The following is a 21,298-nucleotide window of genomic DNA, read 5'->3' on the forward strand; positions in this document are numbered from 1 at the left end:
TTGAAGCTCCTTGAGCGCCATGGTGGGCGCTCGGCTCGCCCTTGTACAGAGGGCGACCACTAACGGAACGGCGGCTCGTCGAAACTGCGCAACTTGCGCGAATGCAGCGAATCGAGCTGACCGCGCAGCAAGTCCAGCGCGGCAATGCCGATGCGCAGGTGCTGGTTCACCGCGCGCTCGTAGAAGGCATTGGCGGCACCGGGCAGCTTGATCTCGCTGTGCAGCGGCTTGTCGGAGACGCACAGCAGCGTGCCGTAGGGCACGCGCAAGCGATAACCCTGGGCGGCGATGGTGCCGCTTTCCATGTCCACCGCAACAGCGCGCGCCAGGTTGATCAGCGGGCGCTCCTGGGCCCAGCGCAATTCCCAGTTGCGGTCGTCGTAGGTCAGCACGGTCCCGGTGCGCAGGCGCTTCTTCAGCGCCTCGCCCTGCTCGCCGGTGACGGTGGCGGCGGACTCCTGCAGCGCCTGCTGCACCTCGGCCAGCGCCGGCAGCGGGATGTTCGGCGGCAGCACGCGGTCGAGGATGCCGTCGCGGCGCATGTAGGCGTGGGCCAGCACGTAGTCGCCGATGGTCTGCGACTGCCGCAGCCCGCCGCAGTGGCCGATCATCAGCCAGCAGTGCGGACGCAGCACGGCCAGGTGGTCGGTGATGTTCTTGGCGTTGGACGGGCCGACGCCGATGTTCACCAGCGTCACACCGTGGCCGTCGTCGGCCACCAGGTGGTAGGCCGGCATCTGGTAGCGGTGCCAGAGCACGCTGTCGATCATCGCCTGCATCTCGCCTTCTTCCATGCCCTTGGCGACCACCACGTTGCCGGGCAGCACCATGCGCACGTAGCGCGGGTTGTCGCGCAGCTGGTCGAGGCCGTAGCGGATGAACTGGTCCACGTAGCGGTGGTAGTTGGTCAGCAGGATCCACGGCTGCACATGCTGCCAGCCGCTGCCGGTGTAGTGCTGCAGGCGCTTGAGGGAGAAATCCACCCGCGCCGCGTCGAACAGCGCCAGCGGCATCTGCTCGGCGTGCTGCCAGTCATACAGGCCGTCGGCCACCTCGTCGCTGGCCGCCGACAGGTCGGTGCTGGGGAACACCCGCGCCAGCTCCGCCGCCGTCACCCCGCTGCCGGCCAGCTCGTCGCCCTGCGCCACCACGTAGGGATAGGGAATGCTGCGGTCGCTGATCCCCACTTCCACCTGCAGGGTGAAATCGCTCATCAGCGGCCGCAACTGGTCAAGCAGATAGCCGCGAAACGCCTGGGGCTGGGTGATGGTGACGCTGTACACCCCCGGCACCTGCACCTTGGCGTAGGCCCGGGTACTGGACGAGGTCTCGCCGCTCTTCAGGTAGGTGATGCGCAGCTCGGGGTAGCGGAACAACGCGCGCTGCGCCTCGTCCGGCACCACACGCTCCTTGAGGTAGCGCTTGAGCGCCTGGCTGAGCGCCGAGGCGGCCTGCTGGTAGAGCTCGGCCAGACGGTCCACGGCCTGTTCGGGGGTGGCGACGAGGGTGAAGGTGTCGGAAAGGGTCACGGCGGGCATCCTGATTACCGGTGGGCACGATCATGCGGCAAGTTTACGTCGAGGCGATGACAGTGCGGCACTCAAAGCGCGAACGCCAGGTTCACCAGCGCCCCACCGAGCACCAGCCAGAGCGCCAGGCCGCCGGCCAGCAGCATCGGCCGCAGCCCGGCCTGGCGGATGGCGCCCAGCACCGTGCCCAGGCCGAGGGCGGCCATCGCCATGGCCAACAGCCAGTCGTCGAGCCGCACCAGCGCCTGCACCAGGCCGGCGGGCAACAGATGCAGCGAATTGAAGCCGACCACCGCGACGAAGCCGAGCGCGAACCAGGGGAAGTGCCGGTGCGCCGCGCCCGCCTCGTCATGCGCCTCGCGGCGTCCCAGATACTGGGCCAGCAACAGCAGGAACGGCGCCAGCAGCATCACCCGGATCATCTTGGCGATCACCGCCGCCTCGCCGGTCTCGGCACTCACCGCACTGCCCGCGGCGACCACCTGGGCCACCTCGTGCAGGGTGGAGCCGATGTAGATGCCGTAGGCATGGGCGTCGAGCCGCAGCGTGTCGGCAAGCAGATGGAACAGCCAGGGATAAAGGAACATGCCCAGGGTGCCGAACAGCACCACGGTGGAAATGGCCACCGCCACCTTGCCGGCTTCGGCCCTGAGCAAGGGTTCGGTGGCGGCCACCGCGGCGGCACCGCAGATGCTGCTGCCGGCGCCGATCAGCACCGTGGTGTGGCGATCCAGCCCGAACACCCGGCGACCCAGCCAGCAGGCGAGCAGGAAGGTCGAGGTGAGCATCAGCACATCAATGAGCACCGCCGCCATGCCCACCGCGGCCAGTTGCTCCAGGCCGAGCCGAAAGCCATAGAGAACGATGCCGAGCCGCAGCAGCCGCTGCCTGGCCAGCGCCACCCCCGAATCGCACAGCCCGCGCAATGCCGGATACAGGCTGTTGCCAAGCAGCATGCCGAGCAGGATCGCCAGGGTCAGCGCGCCCAGCCCCCAGCCCTTCAACGGCCCCTCGGCCGCCCACAGAGCCACCGCCGCCACCGCCCCGCTCAGCGCTAACCCCGGAACCACACCCAGCGCACCAGCCAGGCCGCGCGCCTTATACATAAGGAGAGCCATCGTTACCTCCGTAGAACACGGAGCGCACGGTAAGGCGTTCGAGCGACTAATAAAAACGGGTTATATCGTTATTCCATATCTGCGAAATCGATTAAAACCGTGAATTTAAAATACAAAGCAGATAAAAAACCATCCCTCATGCCCGTACGGAAATTCCAGCGAACCCCGCTGAAAGCGACGCGGGCGCGTTCAGCTCCCCCACCGCCTGCTCGACCTGCTCCAGCTGCTCCTCGATGTCCTTGATGCGCTTCTGGTCGTCGCGGTCGGCCTTGCGTTGTGCGGCCTTGGCCAGTGCGAGCAAGGCCTTGAGTTCGCGCAGGGCCTTTTCCAGCAGGTCGGCGTCGGCGCGGCGCTGGGCCTGCTGGCTGTCGGCCGAGGCGGGAGCCAGGGTCGGAGCGTCGTCGGTGGCAGGCGGGTCCTGCGGGTCGGCCTTGGCGTCCAGGGCGGCGAGTTCGCGTTCGGCCTGGGTTACCTGTGCTTCGGCCTCGCGCTGCTCGTCCGACGACTCGGCCATTTCGCTGGCCTGAGCGTGGTCGCCGGCCGGAGCGGCAGGCGGCGCACCCGAAGCGGGTACGCCGGCTTCGGTGTAGAGCGCGCCCTGCGCCAGTCCGGACGAGGCCGAGCCACCGCCGCCACTGTCCTTCAGCACCTCGCTCGCCGAGGCCAGAGCGCCGGCCAGTTGCTTGAGCTCGCGCAGCAGCGCCTTGGAGCCGCCGAACAGCAGGATCAAGCGCTTGAGCATCTGGATGCGTTCGCGGATCTGCGCGACCTGCTCGCGGGCGCTGCTCTTGCGCGCCTCGTCGAAGCGCGTGGTGAGCGAATCACCGAAGGCGCGGGCCGTCTCGCTGGCCCTTTTCAAGGCTGCGCCGAGCGTCAGCTGCGCGGCGGTTTTCGGGTCGGCATCCACAGCGGCTGGCTGAGTACTCCGCGAAGCGGTCTCGTCGCTGCGACGCACGGTGGGTAGCTTTGATACAGAGGAAGGAAAGTCGAAACGGATGGCCATGGTTGCACTCCTTGCGGTGTCCAACCGTTTATCGGCCGAGCGGTGGTGAAGTTGACGGACGGACCCGGACTGGCCCGCCCGATGCGCTATGCCAGATGCGGCGCGCTGCGCGCCAGCAGCGCCTCGATCTCCAGTCCGCGCGGCAGGGTGCCGTACACGCGCCCACGCCCTTCCAGACGGCTGGCGAGGAAGGCGTCAGACACTGCCGCGTTGCCGGCTTCCAGCAGCAGCTTGGCCTGCAGGGCCACGGCCACGTCCTCGGTGAGCTGGCGGGCGCGGTAATGGATGTCGCTGGTGTCGGCGAAAGCGTCCTTCAGACGCTGGATATGCGCCGCCAGGCGGCCATCGCCATGGCCGTCGCCCAGCTCGCTGAACAGCGCGTCCAGCACGCCGGGCTCCTTGGACAGCGCGCGCAGCACGTCCAGGCACTGCACGTTGCCGGAGCCTTCCCAGATGGAGTTGACCGGCGCCTCGCGGTACAGGCGCGGCAGGATGGTTTCCTCGACGTAGCCGGCGCCGCCCAGGCACTCGCTGGCCTCGGCGATCATTTCCGGGGCGCGCTTGCAGATCCAGTACTTGCCGATGGCGGTGACCAGGCGGGCGAAGCGGGCTTCCTGCGGATCGTCCGGATTGTCCAGGGCGCGCCCCATGCGCATCGTCAGCGCCAGCGCGGCCTCGCTTTCCAGGGCCAGGTCGGCCAGCACGTTCTGCATCAGCGGCTGCTCAATCAGCCGCTTGCCGCCCACCTGGCGATGCGCGCAGTGGTGCAGCGCCTGGGTCAGCGCCTGGCGCATCAGCGCGCTGGAGCCGACCATGCAGTCGAAGCGGGTCATGGCGACCATCTCGATGATGGTCGGCACGCCGCGCCCTTCCTCGCCGATCATCCAGGCCAGCGCGCCGCGGTATTCGATCTCGCTGGAGGCGTTGGCCCAGTTGCCCAGCTTGTTCTTCAGGCGCTGGATGTAGAACTGATTGCGCGTGCCGTCCGGACGGTGGCGCGGCAGCAGGAAGCAGGTCAGGCCCTTGTCGGTCTGCGCCAGGGTCAGGAAGGCGTCGCACATGGGCGCCGAGCAGAACCACTTGTGGCCGACCAGTTCGTAAGGCTGGCCGGGACCGCCGGCGCCGACCGGGAAGGCGCGGGTGGTGTTGGCGCGTACATCGGTGCCGCCCTGCTTCTCGGTCATCGCCATGCCGATGGTCACCCCGGCCTTCTGTTCCATGGGCACGTTGCGCGGGTCGTACTCGGTGGCGAGGATCTTCGGCAGCCAGGCGTCGGCGATGTCCGGCTGCAGCTTGAGCGCCGGCACGGCGGCGAAGGTCATGGTCAGCGGGCAGCCGCTGGCGGCCTCGGCCTGGCTGTGCAGGTAGGTGAGGCCGGCGCGCACCACGTGGGCGCCGGCCTGCGGGTTCACCCAGGGCAGCGACGGCAGGCCGTGTTCGATGGCCGTGCGCATCAGCTCGTGGTAGGCGGGATGGAAGTCGACCTGGTCGATGCGGTGGCCGTAGCGGTCGTGGGTGCGCAGCTCCGGCTTGTGCTCGTTGGCCAGAAAGCCAGCGTTCATCAGCGGTCCGCCGGCCAGCGCGCCGTAGGCGTCCAGCCGCGCATCGCCCCAGCCGCCCTGGAAGCGGCGCAGCCACTCCTGCAGCGGCCGGTCGAGTCGGTAGAGGTTGGCGCCCTCCAGCGGCGGCACCTGGTTGAAGACCTCGTGGGTTTCGGCGAACTGATGCAGGTTCATCGCGGGGCTCCGGTGTGCAGTCGGTGGTGCGACCGAGTGAAGCATGGCCGCCCGCCGTGCCGGGAGAGGGAAACCGGACAAACGCGAGGACGGATAGGCCCGCCGGAGCGCACCCGAGGGCGGGCCAATGGCGGGTGGAAAGTGCTAAGCTCGCGCGCCATGAACAGACACACTTCCCGTCCCGTCGTCCTCTGCCTGTCCGGCCACGATCCCAGTGGTGGTGCCGGCCTGCAGGCGGACATCGAAGCCCTGCTTGCCCAGGGTTGCCACGCTGCACCGACCGTCACCGCGCTGACCGTGCAGGATACCGTCGACGTTGCCGACTTCCGCGTGCTCGACCGCGCCTGGGTACTGGCCCAGGCCCGCGCGGTGATCGCCGATCTGCCCATCGCCGCCGTCAAGCTCGGCATGCTCGGCTCGGTGGAGATGGTCGACACCGTGCTGGAGCTGATGCGGCAGCTGCCCGGTGTGCCGCTGGTCTGCGATCCGGTGCTGCGCGCCGGCGGCGGCGGCTCGCTGGGCCCGGACGATGTCGGTTACGCGATCCGCGAACGGTTGTTCCCGGTGGCCGCCATCGCCACGCCGAACCTGCCCGAGGCGCGCATCCTCGCCGAACTGCCCAACGGCACGCCGGACGAGTGCGCGGAAAAGCTGCTGCCATACATCCGCCATCTGCTGATCACCGGCGGCCACGGCGACGAGGTCGAGGTGGTCAACCGCCTGTACAGCCGCGACGGCCAGACCTGGACCTCCAGCTGCCAGCGCCTGCCCGGCAGCTACCACGGCTCCGGCTGCACCCTGGCCAGCGCCCTGGCCGGGCGCCTGGCGCTGGGCGAAGCGCTGCCGAGCGCGGTGCAGTCGGCGCTGGATTACACCTGGCGCTGCCTGCGCGACGCCGAGGCGCCGGGCCACGGCCAGTACATCCCGCGCCGCCTGCCGCTGGACGCTTCGTGATGAATAGTCACGGCCTGTACGCCATCACCGACAGCGCCCTGCTCGCCGAGGGACGCCTGTTGCCCTATGTGGAAGCCGCGCTGGAAGGCGGCGCGCGCCTGCTGCAGTACCGCGAGAAATCCCGCGACCAGGCGCGCCGCTTCGATGAAGCCAGCGCCCTGCGCGAGCTGTGCCAGCGCTACGATGCCGAGCTGATCATCAACGATGACCTGGAACTGGCCGTGCAACTGGGCGTCGGCCTGCACCTGGGCCAGGAGGACGGCTCGCTGAGCGAGGCCCGTGCGCGCCTTGGCGCGGGCGTGCACCTGGGCGCCAGCTGCTATGCCAGCCTGGCGTTTGCCGAAGCCGCGCTGGCGGCCGGCGCCAGCCATCCGGCCTTCGGGCGTTTCTATCCGTCGCTGACCAAGCCCGGCGAAGCCAAGGCCACGCCCGCGCTGCTGAGCGAGGCGCGTGCGCGCTTCGATGCGCCGCTGGTGGTGATCGGCGGCATCACGCTGGACAACGCCCGGCCGCTGGTGGCGCACGGCGCCGACTGGCTGGCCGTGATCAATGCCCTTTTTGCTGCGGATTCGGCCGCCGAGGTCGAGCGCCGCGCCCGCGCCTTCGTTTCGCTGTTTCCTTCTTCCTGACTACGCACCGCGGGCGACGCCCGCTTTGATTCGCGAGGCCCTTCATGTCCCGTTCCGAAATCCTCTTCAACCAGGCCCAACAGCACATCCCCGGCGGCGTGAACTCGCCGGTGCGCGCCTTCAAGGGCGTTGGCGGCACGCCGCTGTTCATCAAGCACGCGTCGGGCGCCTACATCGTCGACGAGGACGACAAGCGCTATGTGGACTACGTAGGTTCCTGGGGCCCGATGATCCTCGGCCACGGCCATCCGGACGTGCTCGACGCCGTGCGCCGCCAGCTGGAGCACGGCCTGTCCTACGGCGCACCGACCGCGCTGGAGACCGAGATGGCCGAACTGGTCTGCTCGCTGGTGCCGTCGATGGAAATGGTGCGCATGGTCAGCTCCGGCACCGAGGCGACCATGAGCGCCATCCGCCTGGCCCGGGGCTACACCGGCCGCGACACCATCATCAAGTTCGAGGGCTGCTATCACGGTCACTCCGACAGCCTGCTGGTCAAGGCCGGCTCCGGCGCCCTGACCTTCGGCGTGCCCAGCTCGCCGGGCGTGCCGGCGGCCTTCGCCCAGCACACCCTGACCCTGCCCTACAACGACCTGGACACCGTGCGCGACACCCTGAAGCAGCGCGGCCAGGAGATCGCCTGCATCATCGTCGAGCCGGTGGCCGGCAACATGAACTGCGTGCCTCCGGTGCCGGGCTTCCTGGAGGGCCTGCGCGCGCTGTGCGACGAGCACGGCGTGGTGCTGATCTTCGACGAGGTGATGACCGGCTTCCGCGTCGCCCTCGGCGGCGCCCAGGCGCATTTCGGCGTGACGCCGGACCTGTCCACCTTCGGCAAGATCGTTGGCGGCGGCATGCCGGTGGGCGCCTTCGGTGGCAAGCGCGAGATCATGTCCTGCGTCTCCCCGCTCGGCCCGGTCTACCAGGCCGGCACCCTGTCCGGCAACCCGCTGGCCATGGCCGCTGGCCTGACCACCCTGAAGCTGATCAGCCGCCCGGGCTTCCACACCGAGCTGGCCGACTACACCAGCCGCATGCTGCAGGGCCTGCAGGACCGCGCCGATGCCGCCGGCATCCCGTTCGTGACCACGCAGGTGGGCGCCATGTTTGGCCTGTACTTCAGCGGCGCAGACAGCATCCAGACCTTCGCCGACGTGATGGCCAGCGACGCGCAGCGCTTCAACCGCTTCTTCCACCTGATGCTGGACGGCGGTGTCTACCTGGCTCCCAGCGCATATGAAGCCGGCTTCACCTCCATCGCCCATGGCGAGACCGAGCTGAAGATCACCCTGGACGCCGCAGAGCGTGCCTTCGCGCAGCTGAAGTAAGACCACGGACGGTGGGAGCGAACCTGTTCGCGAGCTTTTGGGCGTGCCCGCACCAAAGCCTTCGCGGACGAGTCCGCTCCCCCAAGACGGCACCCCCGCCACCGTCGCAGCAGAATGGCAAACCCCTCCGGGCCGAAAGGCTTTGTAACCCGCGCACGGGTTATCCCATAATGTGCCGGTCGCCTGAACCCGCCTGCCTGCATAGGCGCCCTGGATTCCCATGATTCGCACCAGCCACATTCTGAGCCTGTGCTGTCTGCTGTTTGTTCCCGTGTCGCTGGCCAGTGACAACGACCTGCTGGTGCCCGCCACCGGACGTTGCTCGCTCGACCTGGCACCCGAGCTGCTGAGCGAGGCACTCAACAGCTGCCAGGCCATCGCCCTGGAAGGCGACACCCAGGCGCAATTCGAGCTGGGCGAGTTCTTCTACACCGGCCGCCACACCCAGCAGGATCTGCAACAGGCGTTGCGCTGGTACGAGATGGCGTCGCTGCAGGGACACGCCGAAGCCCAGCGCCGCCTCGGCACCATGTTCTTCAAGGGCGAAGGCGTGCCGGCCAGCAACATCCAGGCCTTCATCGTGCTGAAAATGTCCGCCGTGAACGGCTCGGAAGAAGCCCTGGATGCCGCCGACCTGGTCGCCGAGCAGATGTCCCAGGAAGAGCTGGCGGTCGCCACCCGGATCCTCGGCCACATCTTCCGCAGCTACCTGCAGGAACTGCGGACCATCGACGCCAGCTCGCCGCTGGCGCCGCTTCCTTAAGCGGACGCGGGGCGATAGCCGTCCGGATTGTTCGACTGCCAGCGCCAGGTATCCGCCATCATCTCGGCCAGTCCCCGACGGGCCTTCCAGCCCAGCTCCTGCTCGGCAAGTGCCGGATCGGCCCAGCATTCGGCGATATCGCCAGCCCGCCGCGGGGCGATGCGGTAGGGGACACTGCGCCCGCTGGCCTGCTCGAAGGCGTGGATCATCTGCAGCACGCTGTAGCCCGTGCCGGTGCCGAGGTTCCAGACATTCACCCCGTTGCGTTCGGCCAGGGCGGCAAGCGCCTTGAGATGGCCGTCGGCCAGGTCCATGACGTGGATGTAGTCGCGCACGCCGGTACCGTCGACGGTCGGATAATCGTCGCCGAACACCGCCAGCTCCTTGAGCTTGCCGACCGCCACCTGGCTGATATAGGGCAGCAGGTTGTTGGGTATGCCCTGCGGGTCCTCGCCGATCAGCCCGCTGGGATGGGCGCCGACCGGATTGAAGTAGCGCAGCAAGGCAATGTTCCAGCGCGGCTCGGACAGCGACAGGTCGCGCAGGATCTCCTCGACCATCAACTTGGAACGGCCGTAGGGGTTGGTCGGTGTGCCGGTGGGAAAATCCTCGCGGATCGGCATCTGCGGCGGTTCGCCGTATACGGTGGCCGACGAGCTGAACACCAGCCGGAACACCCCGGCGGCGGCCATCGCCTGGCACAGGGTGACGCTGCCGGCAACGTTGTTCTCGTAGTAGCGCAGCGGCTGCTGCACGCTCTCGCCGACCGCCTTGAGACCGGCGAAGTGCATCACGGCACCGATGCGCTGTTCGGCGAACAGCCGGTCCAGCAGCGCGCGGTCGCGGATGTCGCCCTCGACGAAGCGGGGCGCGCGGCCGCACAGGCGTTCGACGCGCGCCAGGGATTCGAGCGAGCTGTTGCTGAGGTTGTCCAGCACCAGCACGTCCTGGCCGGCCTCCAGCAGGGCCAGCACCACGTGGGAGCCGATGTAGCCGGCGCCGCCGGTAACGAGGATGGTGGATTTCACACTGTCGCTCCTGAGTGAACCTGTGTCCTGGGGGATGCCGACCTACTTCTCGGGCATTGGCATCGGAAACGGCATGATGTTGCTGCCGCTCTTGGCCTCGCTGATTTTAGGCGTCCCCAGGCGCTCGACCTCATCAATGCGGATGATGGCGTGCATCGGCACAAAGCTGCGCAGGACGCCCTCGAACTGGGCCTTGAGCTTCTCCTCACTGGGGTCGACCACCACCTGCGTGCGCTCGCCGAACACGAATTCCTCGATTTCCAGAAAGCCCCACAAATCGCTCTGGAAGATCTGCTTGGCGTACATCTCGTACACCTGGCCCTGGTTGAGGAAGATGACCTTGAAGATGGGGGCTTCGCGTTTGCTCATGGTGGTGACGGTCAGGACAGCGACGAGGGGCGCGGAGCATACCACAGCACCGCTTCCGCCCGCCCGGCGCCTATGGTCCCTCGCCGCCCACCCCCCTATAATCCGCCCCTTCCTTTCCTGCCGATCCCCGCACGCTCATGGCCAAGAAGCTCTACATCGAAACCCACGGCTGCCAGATGAACGAGTACGACAGCTCGCGCATGGCCGACCTGCTGGGCGAACACCAGGCCCTGGAACTCACCGACAAGGCCGAAGAGGCCGACGTGATCCTGCTCAACACCTGCTCGATCCGCGAGAAGGCCCAGGAAAAGGTGTTTTCGCAACTCGGCCGCTGGCGCGAGCTGAAGCAGGACAATCCGCAACTGGTGATCGGCGTCGGCGGCTGCGTGGCCAGCCAGGAAGGCGCGGCGATCCGCGACCGCGCGCCCTATGTGGACGTGGTGTTCGGTCCGCAGACCCTGCATCGCCTGCCGGAGATGATCGACGCCGCGCGCACCACCCAGACGCCGCAGGTCGATATTTCCTTCCCCGAGATCGAGAAGTTCGACCGCCTGCCCGAGCCGCGCGTGGACGGTCCGACCGCCTACGTGTCGATCATGGAAGGCTGCAGCAAGTACTGCACTTTCTGCGTGGTGCCCTACACCCGCGGCGAGGAGGTCAGCCGTCCTCTGGACGACGTGCTGGGCGAGATCATTCACCTGGCCGAGAACGGCGTGAAGGAAGTCACCCTGCTGGGCCAGAACGTCAACGGCTACCGGGGCGAGAACCGCGACGGCGGCATCACCGACTTCGCCGAGCTGCTGTATCTGGTGGCGGCCATCGACGGCATCGAGCGCATCCGCTACACCACCAGCCACCCGCTGGAGTTCTCCGACGCGCTGATCCAGGCCCATGCCGAGATTCCGGAGTTGGTGAAATTCGTGCATCTGCCGGTGCAGTCCGGCTCCGACCGCGTGCTGGCGGCCATGAAGCGCAACCACACCGCCCTGGAGTACAAGTCGCGCATCCGCAAGCTCAGGGCGGCGGTACCGGAGATGTGCATCAGCTCGGACTTCATCGTCGGCTTCCCGGGCGAAACCGACAAGGATTTCGAGCAGACCCTGAAGCTGATCGAGGAGGTGGGTTTCGACTTCTCCTATTCCTTCGTCTACAGCGCCCGCCCCGGCACGCCGGCCGCCGACCTGGCCGACGACACGCCGGAAGAGCTGAAGAAGCAGCGCCTGCAGATCCTCCAGGCGCGCATCAACCAGCAGGGCTTCGAGATCAGCCGGCGCATGGTCGGCAGCACCCAGCGCATCCTGGTGACCGACTACTCCAAGAAGGACCCGGGCATGCTGCAGGGCCGCACGGAGAACAACCGCATCGTCAACTTCCGCTGCGACAACCCGCTGCTGATCGGCCAGTTCGCCACCGTGCACATCGAGGACGCCCTGCCCCACTCGCTGCGGGGCACGCTGCTGGATTGAATTCGGACAACCTGTGGGAGCGAATTCATTCGCGAGCTTTTTTGCAGCCCAGCCGCGAAGCTCGCGGACAAGTCCGCTCCCACAGGCGCCGCTCCGGCTGCTCGCCGACACGACGAATAACCGCCCGCTGACGCGCCCCAGCTTCCCGCCCGACCTCCCCGGCGCTATTCTTGCCGCCATCGTTATCTGCCCAAGGCACCTATTAGCCCCTTGAACACATCCACCGAGCACCACCATTTCACCCTCGAACCCTTCGAAGCCCGTCGCTTCGCCAATCTCTGCGGACAATTCGACGAACACCTGCGCCTGATCGAACAGCGCCTGGCGGTGGAAATCCGCAACCGGGGCAACCAGTTCGAGCTGGTCGGCGACAAACGCCACACGCAGAACGTCGAGAACCTCCTGCGCCGCCTCTACCGCGAAACCAAGAGCGTCGAACTCTCGCCCGAGCTGGTCCACCTGTTCCTGCAGGAGTCGGCCATGGTCGAGCTGGAAGCCGGCAAGGCCGACGCCGGGGTCGCGCTGCGCACCAAGAAGGGCATGATCCGCCCGCGCGGCGCCAACCAGCAGCGCTACGTCAAGGCGATCCTCGACAACGATATCAACTTCGGCATCGGCCCGGCCGGCACCGGCAAGACCTACCTGGCCGTTGCGGCTGCCGTGGACGCGCTGGAGCGCGAACAGGTGCGACGCATCCTGCTGGTGCGTCCGGCGGTGGAAGCCGGCGAGAAGCTCGGCTTCCTGCCTGGCGACCTGGCCCAGAAGATCGACCCCTACCTGCGACCGCTCTACGACGCGCTGTACGAAATGCTCGGCTTCGAGCACGTGGCGCGCCTGATCGAGAAGCAGGTAATCGAGATCGCGCCGCTGGCCTACATGCGCGGCCGTACGCTGAACAACAGCTTCATCATCCTCGACGAGAGCCAGAACACCACGCTGGAACAGATGAAGATGTTCCTGACCCGCATCGGCTTCGGCTCCACGGCGGTGATCACCGGCGACATCACCCAGGTCGACCTGCCGCGCGGCACCAAGAGCGGCCTGGCCCACGTGATCAAGGTCCTCAAGGACGTGCCGGGGATCAGTTTCACCCACTTCCAGCCCAAGGACGTGGTACGGCACCCGCTCGTGCAGCGCATCGTCGAGGCCTACGAGCGCTTCGAGGACGAGCAGGCCACCAGCCGCTCGAACCGCCACGTCCCCGCCGACAACGACCCGGGCGCGCGGACCGACGACCATGCTTGAGCTGGATCTGCAGCTGGCCAGTAACGGCCAGCACCCGGCCGAGGCCGATTTCCGTCGCTGGTGCGAACTGGCCCTGCGCCAGCGCAGTGGCGATTCGGAGCTGACCATCCGCCTGGTCGATGAAGACGAGGGCCGCGAGCTGAACCGCACCTGGCGGCACAAGGACTACGCCACCAACGTGCTGTCCTTCCCGGCGGACGTACCCGACGAATTCCTGGATATCCCGCTGCTCGGCGACCTGGTGATCTGTGTGCCAGTGGTCGAGCGCGAAGCGGCGGAACAGGGCAAGACCCCGGAGGCCCACTGGGCCCACCTGGTCATCCATGGCTGCCTCCATCTGCTCGGCTACGATCACATCGACGATGCCGAAGCCGAGGAAATGGAAAGCCTGGAACGCGATCTGCTGGCCGAACTGGGGTATCCCGACCCCTACGCTGGCGATGACTACTGAGCAAAGGAACCATGAGCGTAGATCGATCTAGTGAACACAGGTCCTGGCTGGAACGGATCACCCAGGCCTTTGTCCATGAGCCTCGCAACCGCGAGGAACTCCTGGAGGTCCTCCAGGATGCCCACGAGAACCACCTGCTCGACCGGCAGGCCCTGTCCATCGTCGAGGGCGCCATCCAGGTCGCCGACCTGCAGGCCCGCGACATCATGGTGCCGCGCTCGCAGATGGTCACCATCCGCGCCGACCAGACACCTCGCGAGTTCCTGCCGATGATCATCGAGGCCGCGCACTCCCGGTACCCGGTCATCGGCGAGGGCCCCGACGACGTGCTTGGCATCCTGCTGGCCAAGGACCTGGTGCCGATGATGCTGCAGCATCCCGACCAGCCGTTCGATCTGCGCTCGATCCTGCGCCCGGTCACCTTCGTGCCGGAGTCCAAGCGCCTCAACGTGCTGCTCAAGGAATTCCGCAGCACCCGCAATCACATGGCCCTGGTGATCGACGAATACGGCGGCGTGGCCGGCCTGGTCACCATCGAGGACGTGCTGGAGCAGATCGTCGGCGACATCGAGGACGAGCACGACGTCGAGGAAGACAGCTACATCAAGCCTCTGCCCAGCGGCGACTTCATCGTCAAGGCGCAGACCCCGCTGGACAGCTTCAACGAGTTCTTCGAGAGCGAATTCCCCGAGAACACCTTCGATAACGTTGGCGCACTGGTTGTCGATGCCTTCGGCCACCTGCCCAAGCGCAACGAAGTAACCGAGATCGGCGGCTACCGCTTCCGCATCCTCACCGCCGATAGCCAGAACATCCATCTGCTGCGCCTGACGCCGATGGAGTCTTAGCAGCACGGCTGTGTGGGAGCGGACTTGTCCGCGAGCTCCGCTCCCACAGAAAGTGCAACAACCTTCCACCTTGCCGAGCACGGCGCATTGCCGCTAGCCTCCCGGCTCCTCCGTATTCGCACAAGGATTGCCCATGCGCTGGATCACCCAGCCCGGCTGGATCGGCCATGTCATCGCCCTGGCCGCCGGCGGCCTGACGCCGCTGGCTTTCTCACCCTTCGATCTGTGGCCCCTGCTGCTGCTGTCCATCGCCCTGTTCTACCTGGGCCTGCGCACCGTCAGCGGTCGCGCTGCCGTGGCGCGCGGCTGGTTCTACGGCTTCGGGGTGTTTGCGGCGGGCACCAGTTGGGTCTACGTCAGCATCCATGACTACGGCGCCGCCTCGGTGCCGCTGGCGTTGCTGCTCACCGTGGCCTTCGTGGCCGGCCTTGGCCTGCTGTTCGCATTGCTGGCCTGGCTGTGGGCGCGCTGGCTGCGCAGCGGCACGCCGCTGGTCGATGCAGTGGCTTTCGCCGCGCTCTGGGTGGCGCTGGAAGCCTTCCGGGGCTGGTTTCTGACAGGCTTCCCGTGGCTGTTCGCCGGCTACAGCCAGCTGTACGGCCCGCTGGGCAGCCTGGCACCGCTGGGCGGCGTGTGGCTGCTGTCGTTCCTGCTGGCGCTGTCCGCCACGCTGATCGTCGAGCTGGCGCGCGTACGCGACAGCAAGCTCCTGCTGGGCACCGCGCGGCTGTTGTTGTTCACCCCCTGGCTGGTCGGCCTGCTGCTCGGCGGCTACAGCTGGACCACGCCCAAGGGCGAGCCGCTCAGCGTCGTCGCCCTGCAGGGCAATGTGCCGCAGCTGCTCAAGTGGGAACCGCAACAGCTCAATGCCCAACTGGCGCTGTACCGGGACATGACCCTGAACGCGCCCCGCGCGGACTTGATCGTCTGGCCGGAAACCGCAGTGCCGGTACTACGCCATCATGTGGAGTCTTATCTGGCGGCCATGGGCGCGCATGCCCGCGAGCGCGGCGCCGCGCTGATCACCGGCCTGCCCGTTCGCCAACCAAACGCCGAGGGCGAGCTGCGCTACTACAACGGGCTGACCAGCCTGGGCGAAGGTTCCGGCACGTATCTGAAGCAGAAGCTGGTGCCGTTCGGCGAGTACGTACCGCTGCAGGATGTGCTGCGCGGGCTGATCGAGTTCTTCGACCTGCCGATGTCCGACTTCGCCCGCGGCGACGCCGACCAACCGCTGCTGCAGGCGCGCGGTTACCAGTTGGCGCCGTTCATCTGCTACGAAGTGGTTTACCCGGAGTTTGCCGCCGGCCTGGCGGCGCAGAGCGACATCCTGCTCACGGTCAGCAACGATACCTGGTTCGGCTCCTCCATCGGCCCGCTGCAGCACCTGCAGATGGCGCAGATGCGCGCCCTGGAAGCCGGGCGCTGGATGATCCGCGCTACCAACAACGGCGTCACCGCGCTGATCGACCCCTTCGGCCGCATCAGCAAACAGCTCCCGCAGTTCCAACAGGCCACCCTGCAGGGCGACGTGGTGCCGATGCAGGGCCTGACGCCCTACCTGCGCTGGCGCGGCTGGCCGATGGCACTGCTGGTGACGGGGCTGCTGGGCTGGGCGCTGTACCGCCGCCAGCGGCTGCGCTCCAGCCTCACGCCTCCGCGGCCCTGAACAGCCGCGAACCGCAACCCGGGCAGGCCCCCGCCCCTGTTCCCGGGTGCGGCGCGCCACACAGCGCACAACGCAGCGATGTCCGCCCCAGGCGCGACCGGCTCGGCCGCTCACCCTGGCGTTCCGCCAGCGCCTCGGCACGTGGAGGACGCTGAAGCAGTTCCAGCTCCTCCGCGGCGGCATGCCAGCCCCGCAGCCATTGCACGTCGTGGCTCAGGTAGGCGCGCACCAGGGAGACCTCGGCGGGACTGAGCCCCGTCACCTCCAGTTCGCCCGCCGCGGACAGGCGTCTGCGCGGCAGGCGCTCGGCCCTGTCGAGGGCCAGTTCCATGCGCTGGAGCAGTCGCCCGTAAAGGCCTTCCGTACGCGGCAGGCTGCGCTGTTCGATCATTCGTGACATGGCCGTAGCTCCGTCCCCGGCAAGGGTCGCACCGATGTGGAAACCACTGCGCCGCCCTGTCCCCCACATGGCTGCAGCTCCTGAGTCGAAGCTTAGCGCCGCCCCCTGACGGACAATCCCCCCGCGACCAACGGCGCCCGCCGGTACACCGGGTTTCCCTAGTCGGACAGGGGTCATGTATGCTAGCGAGCTTTCGAATTCCCCTCCCTTTCCCCAGCGCCAGTAGCCATGCACGAACAGTATCAGCCCAGCGAAATCGAACCCGCCGCGCAGTCCCACTGGGACGCCAAGGACTCCTTCAAGGTCAACGAACAGCCCGGCAAGGACACCTACTACTGCCTGTCGATGTTCCCCTACCCGAGCGGCAAGCTACACATGGGGCACGTGCGCAACTACACCATCGGTGATGTGATCGCCCGTTACCAGCGCATGCTGGGCAAGAACGTGCTGCAGCCGATGGGCTGGGACGCCTTCGGCATGCCGGCCGAGAACGCCGCCATGAAGAACCAGGTGGCGCCGGCCAAGTGGACCTACGAGAACATCGCCTACATGAAGGCCCAGCTGAAGAGCCTGGGCCTGGCGATCGACTGGTCCCGCGAAGTCACCACCTGCAAGCCGGACTACTACCGCTGGGAACAGTGGCTGTTCACCCGCCTGTTCGAGAAGGGCGTGATCTACCGCAAGAACGGCACCGTGAACTGGGACCCGGTGGACCAGACCGTGCTGGCCAATGAGCAGGTGATCGACGGCCGCGGCTGGCGCTCCGGCGCGCTGGTCGAGAAGCGCGAGATCCCCATGTACTACTTCCGCATCACGGCCTACGCGGAAGAGCTGCTCGCCGACCTGGACAAGCTCGATGGCTGGCCCGAGCAGGTCAAGACCATGCAGCGCAACTGGATCGGCAAGAGCTTCGGTGCCGACATCGTCTTCGACTACGATGTCGACAGCATCGGTATCGACGGTCAGCTGAAGGTCTATTCGACCCGTCCGGACACCCTCATGGGCGCCACCTACGTGGCCGTGGCCGCCGAGCACCCGCTGGCCACCCGCGCCGCCGAGAACAATCCGGCACTGACCGCGTTCATCACCGAATGCAAGGCCGGCTCCGTGGCCGAGGCCGACATGGCCACCATGGAGAAGAAGGGCATGCCCACCGGGCAGTTCGTCATCCATCCGCTCAACGGCCAGAAGCTGCCGGTTTTCGTGGCCAACTACGTGCTGTGGGGCTACGGCGAAGGCGCCGTGATGGCCGTGCCGGCCCACGACGAGCGCGACTTCGAGTTCGCCAACAAGTACCGTCTGCCGATCGTTCAGGTGTATGCCGCAGAGGGCAAGGAATTCAGCACCAGCGAGTGGCAGGACTGGTACGCCGACAAGGCCGGCCTCACCACCGTCAATTCCGCCAAGTACGACGGCCTGGATTTCCAGGGTGCCTTCGACGCCATCGTCGCCGACCTGGAAGCCGCCGAACATGGCGCGCGCAAGACCCAGTTCCGCCTGCGCGACTGGGGCATCAGCCGCCAGCGCTACTGGGGCTGCCCGATCCCGATCATCCACTGCCCGAGCTGCGGCGACGTGCCGGTGCCGGAAGACCAGCTGCCGGTCGTGCTGCCCGAAGACGTAGTGCCGGACGGTAGCGGCTCGCCGCTGGCCCGGATGCCCGAGTTCTACACCTGCACCTGCCCGAAGTGCGGCGCCGCCGCCAAGCGCGAAACCGACACCATGGACACCTTCGTGGAGTCCTCCTGGTACTTCGCCCGCTACGCCTCGCCACAGTACGACCAGGGCATGGTCGACCCGGCCGCCGCCAACCACTGGCTACCGGTGGACCAGTACATCGGCGGCATTGAGCACGCCATCCTGCACCTGCTGTACGCGCGCTTCTTCCACAAGCTGATGCGCGACGAGGGCCTGGTGAACTCCGACGAGCCGTTCACCAACCTGCTGACCCAGGGCATGGTGGTCGCCGAGACCTACTACCGCACCCTGCCCAACGGCGGAAAGGACTGGTTCAACCCCGCGGACGTGGAGATCGAACGCGACAGCAAGGCCAAGATCGTCGCCGCCCGGCTGAAGAGCGACGGCCTGCCGGTGGAAATCGGCGGCACCGAGAAGATGTCCAAGTCCAAGAACAACGGCGTGGATCCGCAGGCGATGATCGAAGCCTACGGCGCCGACACCTGCCGCCTGTTCATGATGTTCGCCTCGCCGCCGGACATGAGTTGCGAATGGTCGGATGCCGGTATCGAAGGCGCCAACCGCTTCCTGCGCCGCGTCTGGCGCCTGGCCCACAGCCACGTCAGCGCCGGCCAGCCGGGCGCGTTGGACATCGCCAGCCTGACCGACGAGCAGAAGGCCATCCGTCGAGCCATCCACCTGGCCATCAAGCAGGCCAGCACGGATGTCGGCCAACACCACAAGTTCAACACCGCCATCGCCCAGGTGATGACCCTGATGAACGTGCTGGAGAAGGCCCCGACCGCCAGCGAACAGGATCGCGCCCTGCTCCAGGAAGGCCTGGAAACCGTGGCCCTGCTGCTGGCGCCGATCACCCCGCACATCTGCCACACGCTGTGGCAGCAGCTGGGCAAGAGCGGCGACATCATCGACGCCGCCTGGCCGAGCGTCGACGAAAGCGCCCTGGTGCAGGACACTCTGACCCTGGTGGTACAGGTGAACGGCAAGCTGCGCGGCCAGATCGACGTGCCGGCCAGCGCCAGCCGCGAGGACGTCGAAGCCGCCGCCCGCGCCAACGAGAACGTCCTGCGCTTTACTGAAGGCCTGACGATTCGCAAGGTGATCGTGGTTCCCGGCAAGCTGGTCAACATCGTCGCCAACTAACCGTGCCCATCGCCCCGGAAGTACCGGGGCGAGCCCCATGGAGGTCCACCGATGCCGCATCGCTTCCTGTTGATTGTCGCCACCGCGCTGCTGCTTGGCGCCTGCGGTTTCCAACTGCGCGGCACCGGGAACGGGGAGGCGTTCGCCCTGCGCGAGCTGGACCTGCGCGCCGAAGACCGCTACGGCGATGCCTCCCGGCAGCTGCGTACGCTGCTGGAAAACCGTGGCGTGCGCGTGCATCCCGGAGCACCCTATCAACTGGTGCTGCTGGAAGAGAGGGTCGACCAGCGCACCGCCAGCTTCACCAGCGGGGCCCGCAGCGCCGAATACGAACTCACCGCCGCGCTGGATTACCAGATTCGTAGCCGCCAGCACTCGCTGCTGGAAAACCGCCTGGAAACCCAGAAGGTGGTGGCCCACGACCAGAACAACCTGATCGGCTCGGAACAGGAGCGCCAGCAGCAGCTGGAGGAAATGCGCCGCGATCTGCTGCAGCAACTGGTGCGCCGCCTGCAGGTGCTCTCCCCCGCAGAGCTCGAACGCCTCGACGCCCAGGCCACGACCAAGGCGCAAGCCGAACAGCGCGCCGCGTCCGAATCCGCCAACCCATGAAGCTGTCCCCCGCCCAGTTGGGCAAGCACTTGCAAGGACCGCTGGCTCCGGTGTACGCCGTAAGCGGCGATGAGCCGCTGCTCTGCCAGGAAGCCTGCGACGCCATCCGGTCCGCCGCCCGCAGCCAGGGCTTCGGCGAACGCCAGGTGTTCCATGTGGAAGCCAACTTCGACTGGGGCCAGCTCTACGAGGCGGGCGCCAGCCTGTCGCTGTTTGCCGAGAAACGCCTGATTGAACTGCGCCTGCCGTCCGGCAAGCCCGGCGACAAGGGCGCCGCCGCGCTGCTCGACTATCTGGCGCGCCCGGCCGAAGGCTCCGTGTTGCTGCTGCAACTGCCCAAGCTGGACGGCAGCGGCCAGAAGACCAAGTGGGCCAAGGCACTGATCGAGGGCCAGGCCAGCCAGTTCATCCAGATCTGGCCGGTGGACGCCCAGCAGTTGCCGCAATGGATCAACCAGCGCCTGGGCCAGGCCGGCCTGGCTGCCACCCCGGAAGCCGTGGAACTGATCGCCGCCCGGGTGGAAGGCAATCTGCTGGCCGCCGTGCAGGAGATCGAGAAACTCAAGCTGCTGGCTGATGGCCAGAAGGTCGATGCAGCCACCGTGCAGGCCGCCGTGGCCGACAGCGCCCGCTTCGATGTCTTCGGCCTGATCGACGCCGCCCTGGCCGGACAGGCGCCGCACGCGCTGCGTATGCTGGAAGGGCTGCGGGGTGAAGGCCTGGAAGCGCCGGTGATTCTGTGGGCGTTGGCTCGCGAGGTGCGCCAGCTGGCCAACCTGGCGTTCCAGCATGAACAGGGCCTGCCGCTGGAGCGGGCCTTCGCACAGTGCAAACCGCCGGTATGGGACAAGCGCCGCCCGCTGCTATCACGCGCGCTGCAACGCCACAGCGCCCGTCGCTGGGGCCAGTTGCTGCGCGACGCCCAGCAGATCGATGCACAGATCAAGGGCCAGGCCGCCGGCGATCCCTGGGCGGGTCTTGCCAGTCTGACGCTGCACATCGCCGGGCTGCGTCTGCCGCTGCCGAGCCAGTAACAGGCGGCGGCCGGAAAAGCGCCGACCCGCCCTACGACCAAGGCCAGATCAGGCTGGACAATTTCTGCACAACCCCTATGATGCGCGCCAGTCAACCGACCGTCTGGAGAACCTGCATGGCCAAACAACCCAAGCGGCCGAACAAGGCCAGATCGCTCATCGCCCAGCCCCTGTTCCGCAGCCGCCAGGAACAGCCCAAGAAGGGCAAGGGCAGCTACCGCCGCGAAGCCTCCCAGCGCAACTGGGAGGCTTCCGTCGTTCTGGCCGCCTGAATT

General features: G+C 67.2%; 20 protein-coding genes. 13 read left to right on the top strand and 7 right to left on the bottom strand.

The window, feature by feature from the left end; translation table 11 throughout:
* Positions 1-59 precede the first annotated feature (59 nt).
* The 4 genes from amn to PT85_RS09650 all read right to left on the bottom strand — a co-directional run bounded on the left by amn (position 60) and on the right by PT85_RS09650 (position 5,386).
* Positions 60-1,529, bottom strand: a complete 1,470-nt coding sequence (gene amn / locus PT85_RS09635) for an AMP nucleosidase (RefSeq protein ID WP_407681087.1) — start codon at positions 1,527-1,529, stop codon at positions 60-62.
* A 71-nt stretch (positions 1,530-1,600) separates the two neighbouring features.
* A complete protein-coding gene (locus tag PT85_RS09640; RefSeq protein ID WP_052237649.1) occupies positions 1,601-2,647 on the bottom strand; it encodes a YeiH family protein in 1,047 nt (348 codons plus the stop codon).
* 136 nt (positions 2,648-2,783) lie between these two features.
* Positions 2,784-3,650, bottom strand: coding sequence for a hypothetical protein (locus PT85_RS09645; RefSeq protein ID WP_139182017.1), 867 nt, complete (start codon positions 3,648-3,650; stop codon positions 2,784-2,786).
* An 86-nt stretch (positions 3,651-3,736) separates the two neighbouring features.
* A complete protein-coding gene (locus PT85_RS09650; RefSeq protein WP_039606543.1) occupies positions 3,737-5,386 on the bottom strand; it encodes an acyl-CoA dehydrogenase family protein in 1,650 nt (549 codons plus the stop codon).
* 159 nt (positions 5,387-5,545) lie between these two features.
* Between PT85_RS09650 and PT85_RS09655 the strand changes: the two genes are divergently transcribed.
* The 4 genes from PT85_RS09655 to PT85_RS09670 all read left to right on the top strand — a co-directional run bounded on the left by PT85_RS09655 (position 5,546) and on the right by PT85_RS09670 (position 9,060).
* On the top strand, positions 5,546-6,340 hold the full coding sequence (locus tag PT85_RS09655) for a hydroxymethylpyrimidine/phosphomethylpyrimidine kinase (RefSeq protein ID WP_039606544.1): 795 nt from the start codon (positions 5,546-5,548) through the stop codon (positions 6,338-6,340).
* The gene (gene thiE / locus PT85_RS09660) at positions 6,340-6,969 is read left to right on the top strand and encodes a thiamine phosphate synthase (protein ID WP_039606545.1); all 630 of its coding nucleotides are present in this window, start codon (positions 6,340-6,342) and stop codon (positions 6,967-6,969) included. The genes PT85_RS09655 and thiE overlap by 1 nt, the downstream gene beginning before the upstream one ends.
* A gap of 44 nt (positions 6,970-7,013) precedes the next feature.
* Positions 7,014-8,297, top strand: coding sequence for a glutamate-1-semialdehyde 2,1-aminomutase (gene hemL / locus PT85_RS09665; protein WP_039606546.1), 1,284 nt, complete (start codon positions 7,014-7,016; stop codon positions 8,295-8,297).
* A 220-nt stretch (positions 8,298-8,517) separates the two neighbouring features.
* Positions 8,518-9,060 carry a tetratricopeptide repeat protein gene (locus PT85_RS09670; RefSeq protein WP_039606547.1) on the top strand — a complete coding sequence of 181 codons (543 nt, stop codon included), beginning with the start codon at positions 8,518-8,520 and terminating at the stop codon, positions 9,058-9,060.
* Here the strand turns inward: PT85_RS09670 and galE are convergent.
* Positions 9,057-10,088: a UDP-glucose 4-epimerase GalE gene (gene galE, locus PT85_RS09675; protein ID WP_027591585.1), complete on the bottom strand. Its 1,032-nt coding sequence runs from the start codon at positions 10,086-10,088 to the stop codon at positions 9,057-9,059. The two genes, PT85_RS09670 and galE, sit on opposite strands and share 4 nt — an antisense overlap.
* A 42-nt stretch (positions 10,089-10,130) precedes the next feature.
* Entirely contained in the window at positions 10,131-10,457 is a 327-nt protein-coding gene (locus PT85_RS09680) for a DUF1820 family protein (RefSeq protein WP_027591586.1), read from the bottom strand.
* 137 nt (positions 10,458-10,594) lie between these two features.
* On the opposite strand from PT85_RS09680, the gene miaB reads away from it, so the two are divergent.
* From miaB to lnt, 5 genes are all read left to right on the top strand, one after another.
* Positions 10,595-11,923: a tRNA (N6-isopentenyl adenosine(37)-C2)-methylthiotransferase MiaB gene (miaB, locus tag PT85_RS09685; RefSeq protein ID WP_039606548.1), complete on the top strand. Its 1,329-nt coding sequence runs from the start codon at positions 10,595-10,597 to the stop codon at positions 11,921-11,923.
* 210 nt (positions 11,924-12,133) lie between these two features.
* Positions 12,134-13,168: a PhoH family protein gene (locus PT85_RS09690; protein ID WP_027591156.1), complete on the top strand. Its 1,035-nt coding sequence runs from the start codon at positions 12,134-12,136 to the stop codon at positions 13,166-13,168.
* Entirely contained in the window at positions 13,161-13,619 is a 459-nt protein-coding gene (gene ybeY, locus PT85_RS09695; protein WP_039606549.1) for an rRNA maturation RNase YbeY, read from the top strand. Before PT85_RS09690 ends, ybeY begins: the two co-directional genes overlap by 8 nt.
* Positions 13,620-13,630: 11 nt before the next feature.
* Entirely contained in the window at positions 13,631-14,467 is an 837-nt protein-coding gene (locus PT85_RS09700; protein WP_027591154.1) for an HlyC/CorC family transporter, read from the top strand.
* A gap of 133 nt (positions 14,468-14,600) precedes the next feature.
* On the top strand, positions 14,601-16,136 hold the full coding sequence (lnt, locus tag PT85_RS09705) for an apolipoprotein N-acyltransferase (protein ID WP_039559443.1): 1,536 nt from the start codon (positions 14,601-14,603) through the stop codon (positions 16,134-16,136).
* On the opposite strand, the gene PT85_RS09710 is transcribed toward lnt, so the two are convergent.
* Complete coding sequence (locus PT85_RS09710) at positions 16,117-16,527, bottom strand: hypothetical protein (RefSeq protein ID WP_027591152.1); 411 nt, start codon at positions 16,525-16,527, stop codon at positions 16,117-16,119. The genes lnt and PT85_RS09710 overlap by 20 nt on opposite strands.
* A 237-nt stretch (positions 16,528-16,764) precedes the next feature.
* Between PT85_RS09710 and leuS the strand changes: the two genes are divergently transcribed.
* The 4 genes from leuS (at position 16,765) to arfA (ending at position 21,295) form a co-directional block, all read left to right on the top strand.
* Positions 16,765-19,377, top strand: a complete 2,613-nt coding sequence (gene leuS / locus PT85_RS09715) for a leucine--tRNA ligase (RefSeq protein WP_039606550.1) — start codon at positions 16,765-16,767, stop codon at positions 19,375-19,377.
* Positions 19,378-19,428: 51 nt separating this feature from the next.
* Positions 19,429-19,989: an LPS-assembly lipoprotein LptE gene (locus PT85_RS09720; protein WP_052237650.1), complete on the top strand. Its 561-nt coding sequence runs from the start codon at positions 19,429-19,431 to the stop codon at positions 19,987-19,989.
* Positions 19,986-21,023: a DNA polymerase III subunit delta gene (gene holA, locus PT85_RS09725; protein ID WP_039606551.1), complete on the top strand. Its 1,038-nt coding sequence runs from the start codon at positions 19,986-19,988 to the stop codon at positions 21,021-21,023. Before PT85_RS09720 ends, holA begins: the two co-directional genes overlap by 4 nt.
* A gap of 116 nt (positions 21,024-21,139) precedes the next feature.
* The gene (gene arfA, locus PT85_RS09730) at positions 21,140-21,295 is read left to right on the top strand and encodes an alternative ribosome rescue factor ArfA (RefSeq protein WP_037009343.1); all 156 of its coding nucleotides are present in this window, start codon (positions 21,140-21,142) and stop codon (positions 21,293-21,295) included.
* Positions 21,296-21,298: the final 3 nt, after the last annotated feature.

The organism is Pseudomonas flexibilis, from assembly GCF_000806415.1.
Lineage (GTDB): Bacteria > Pseudomonadota > Gammaproteobacteria > Pseudomonadales > Pseudomonadaceae > Serpens > Serpens flexibilis.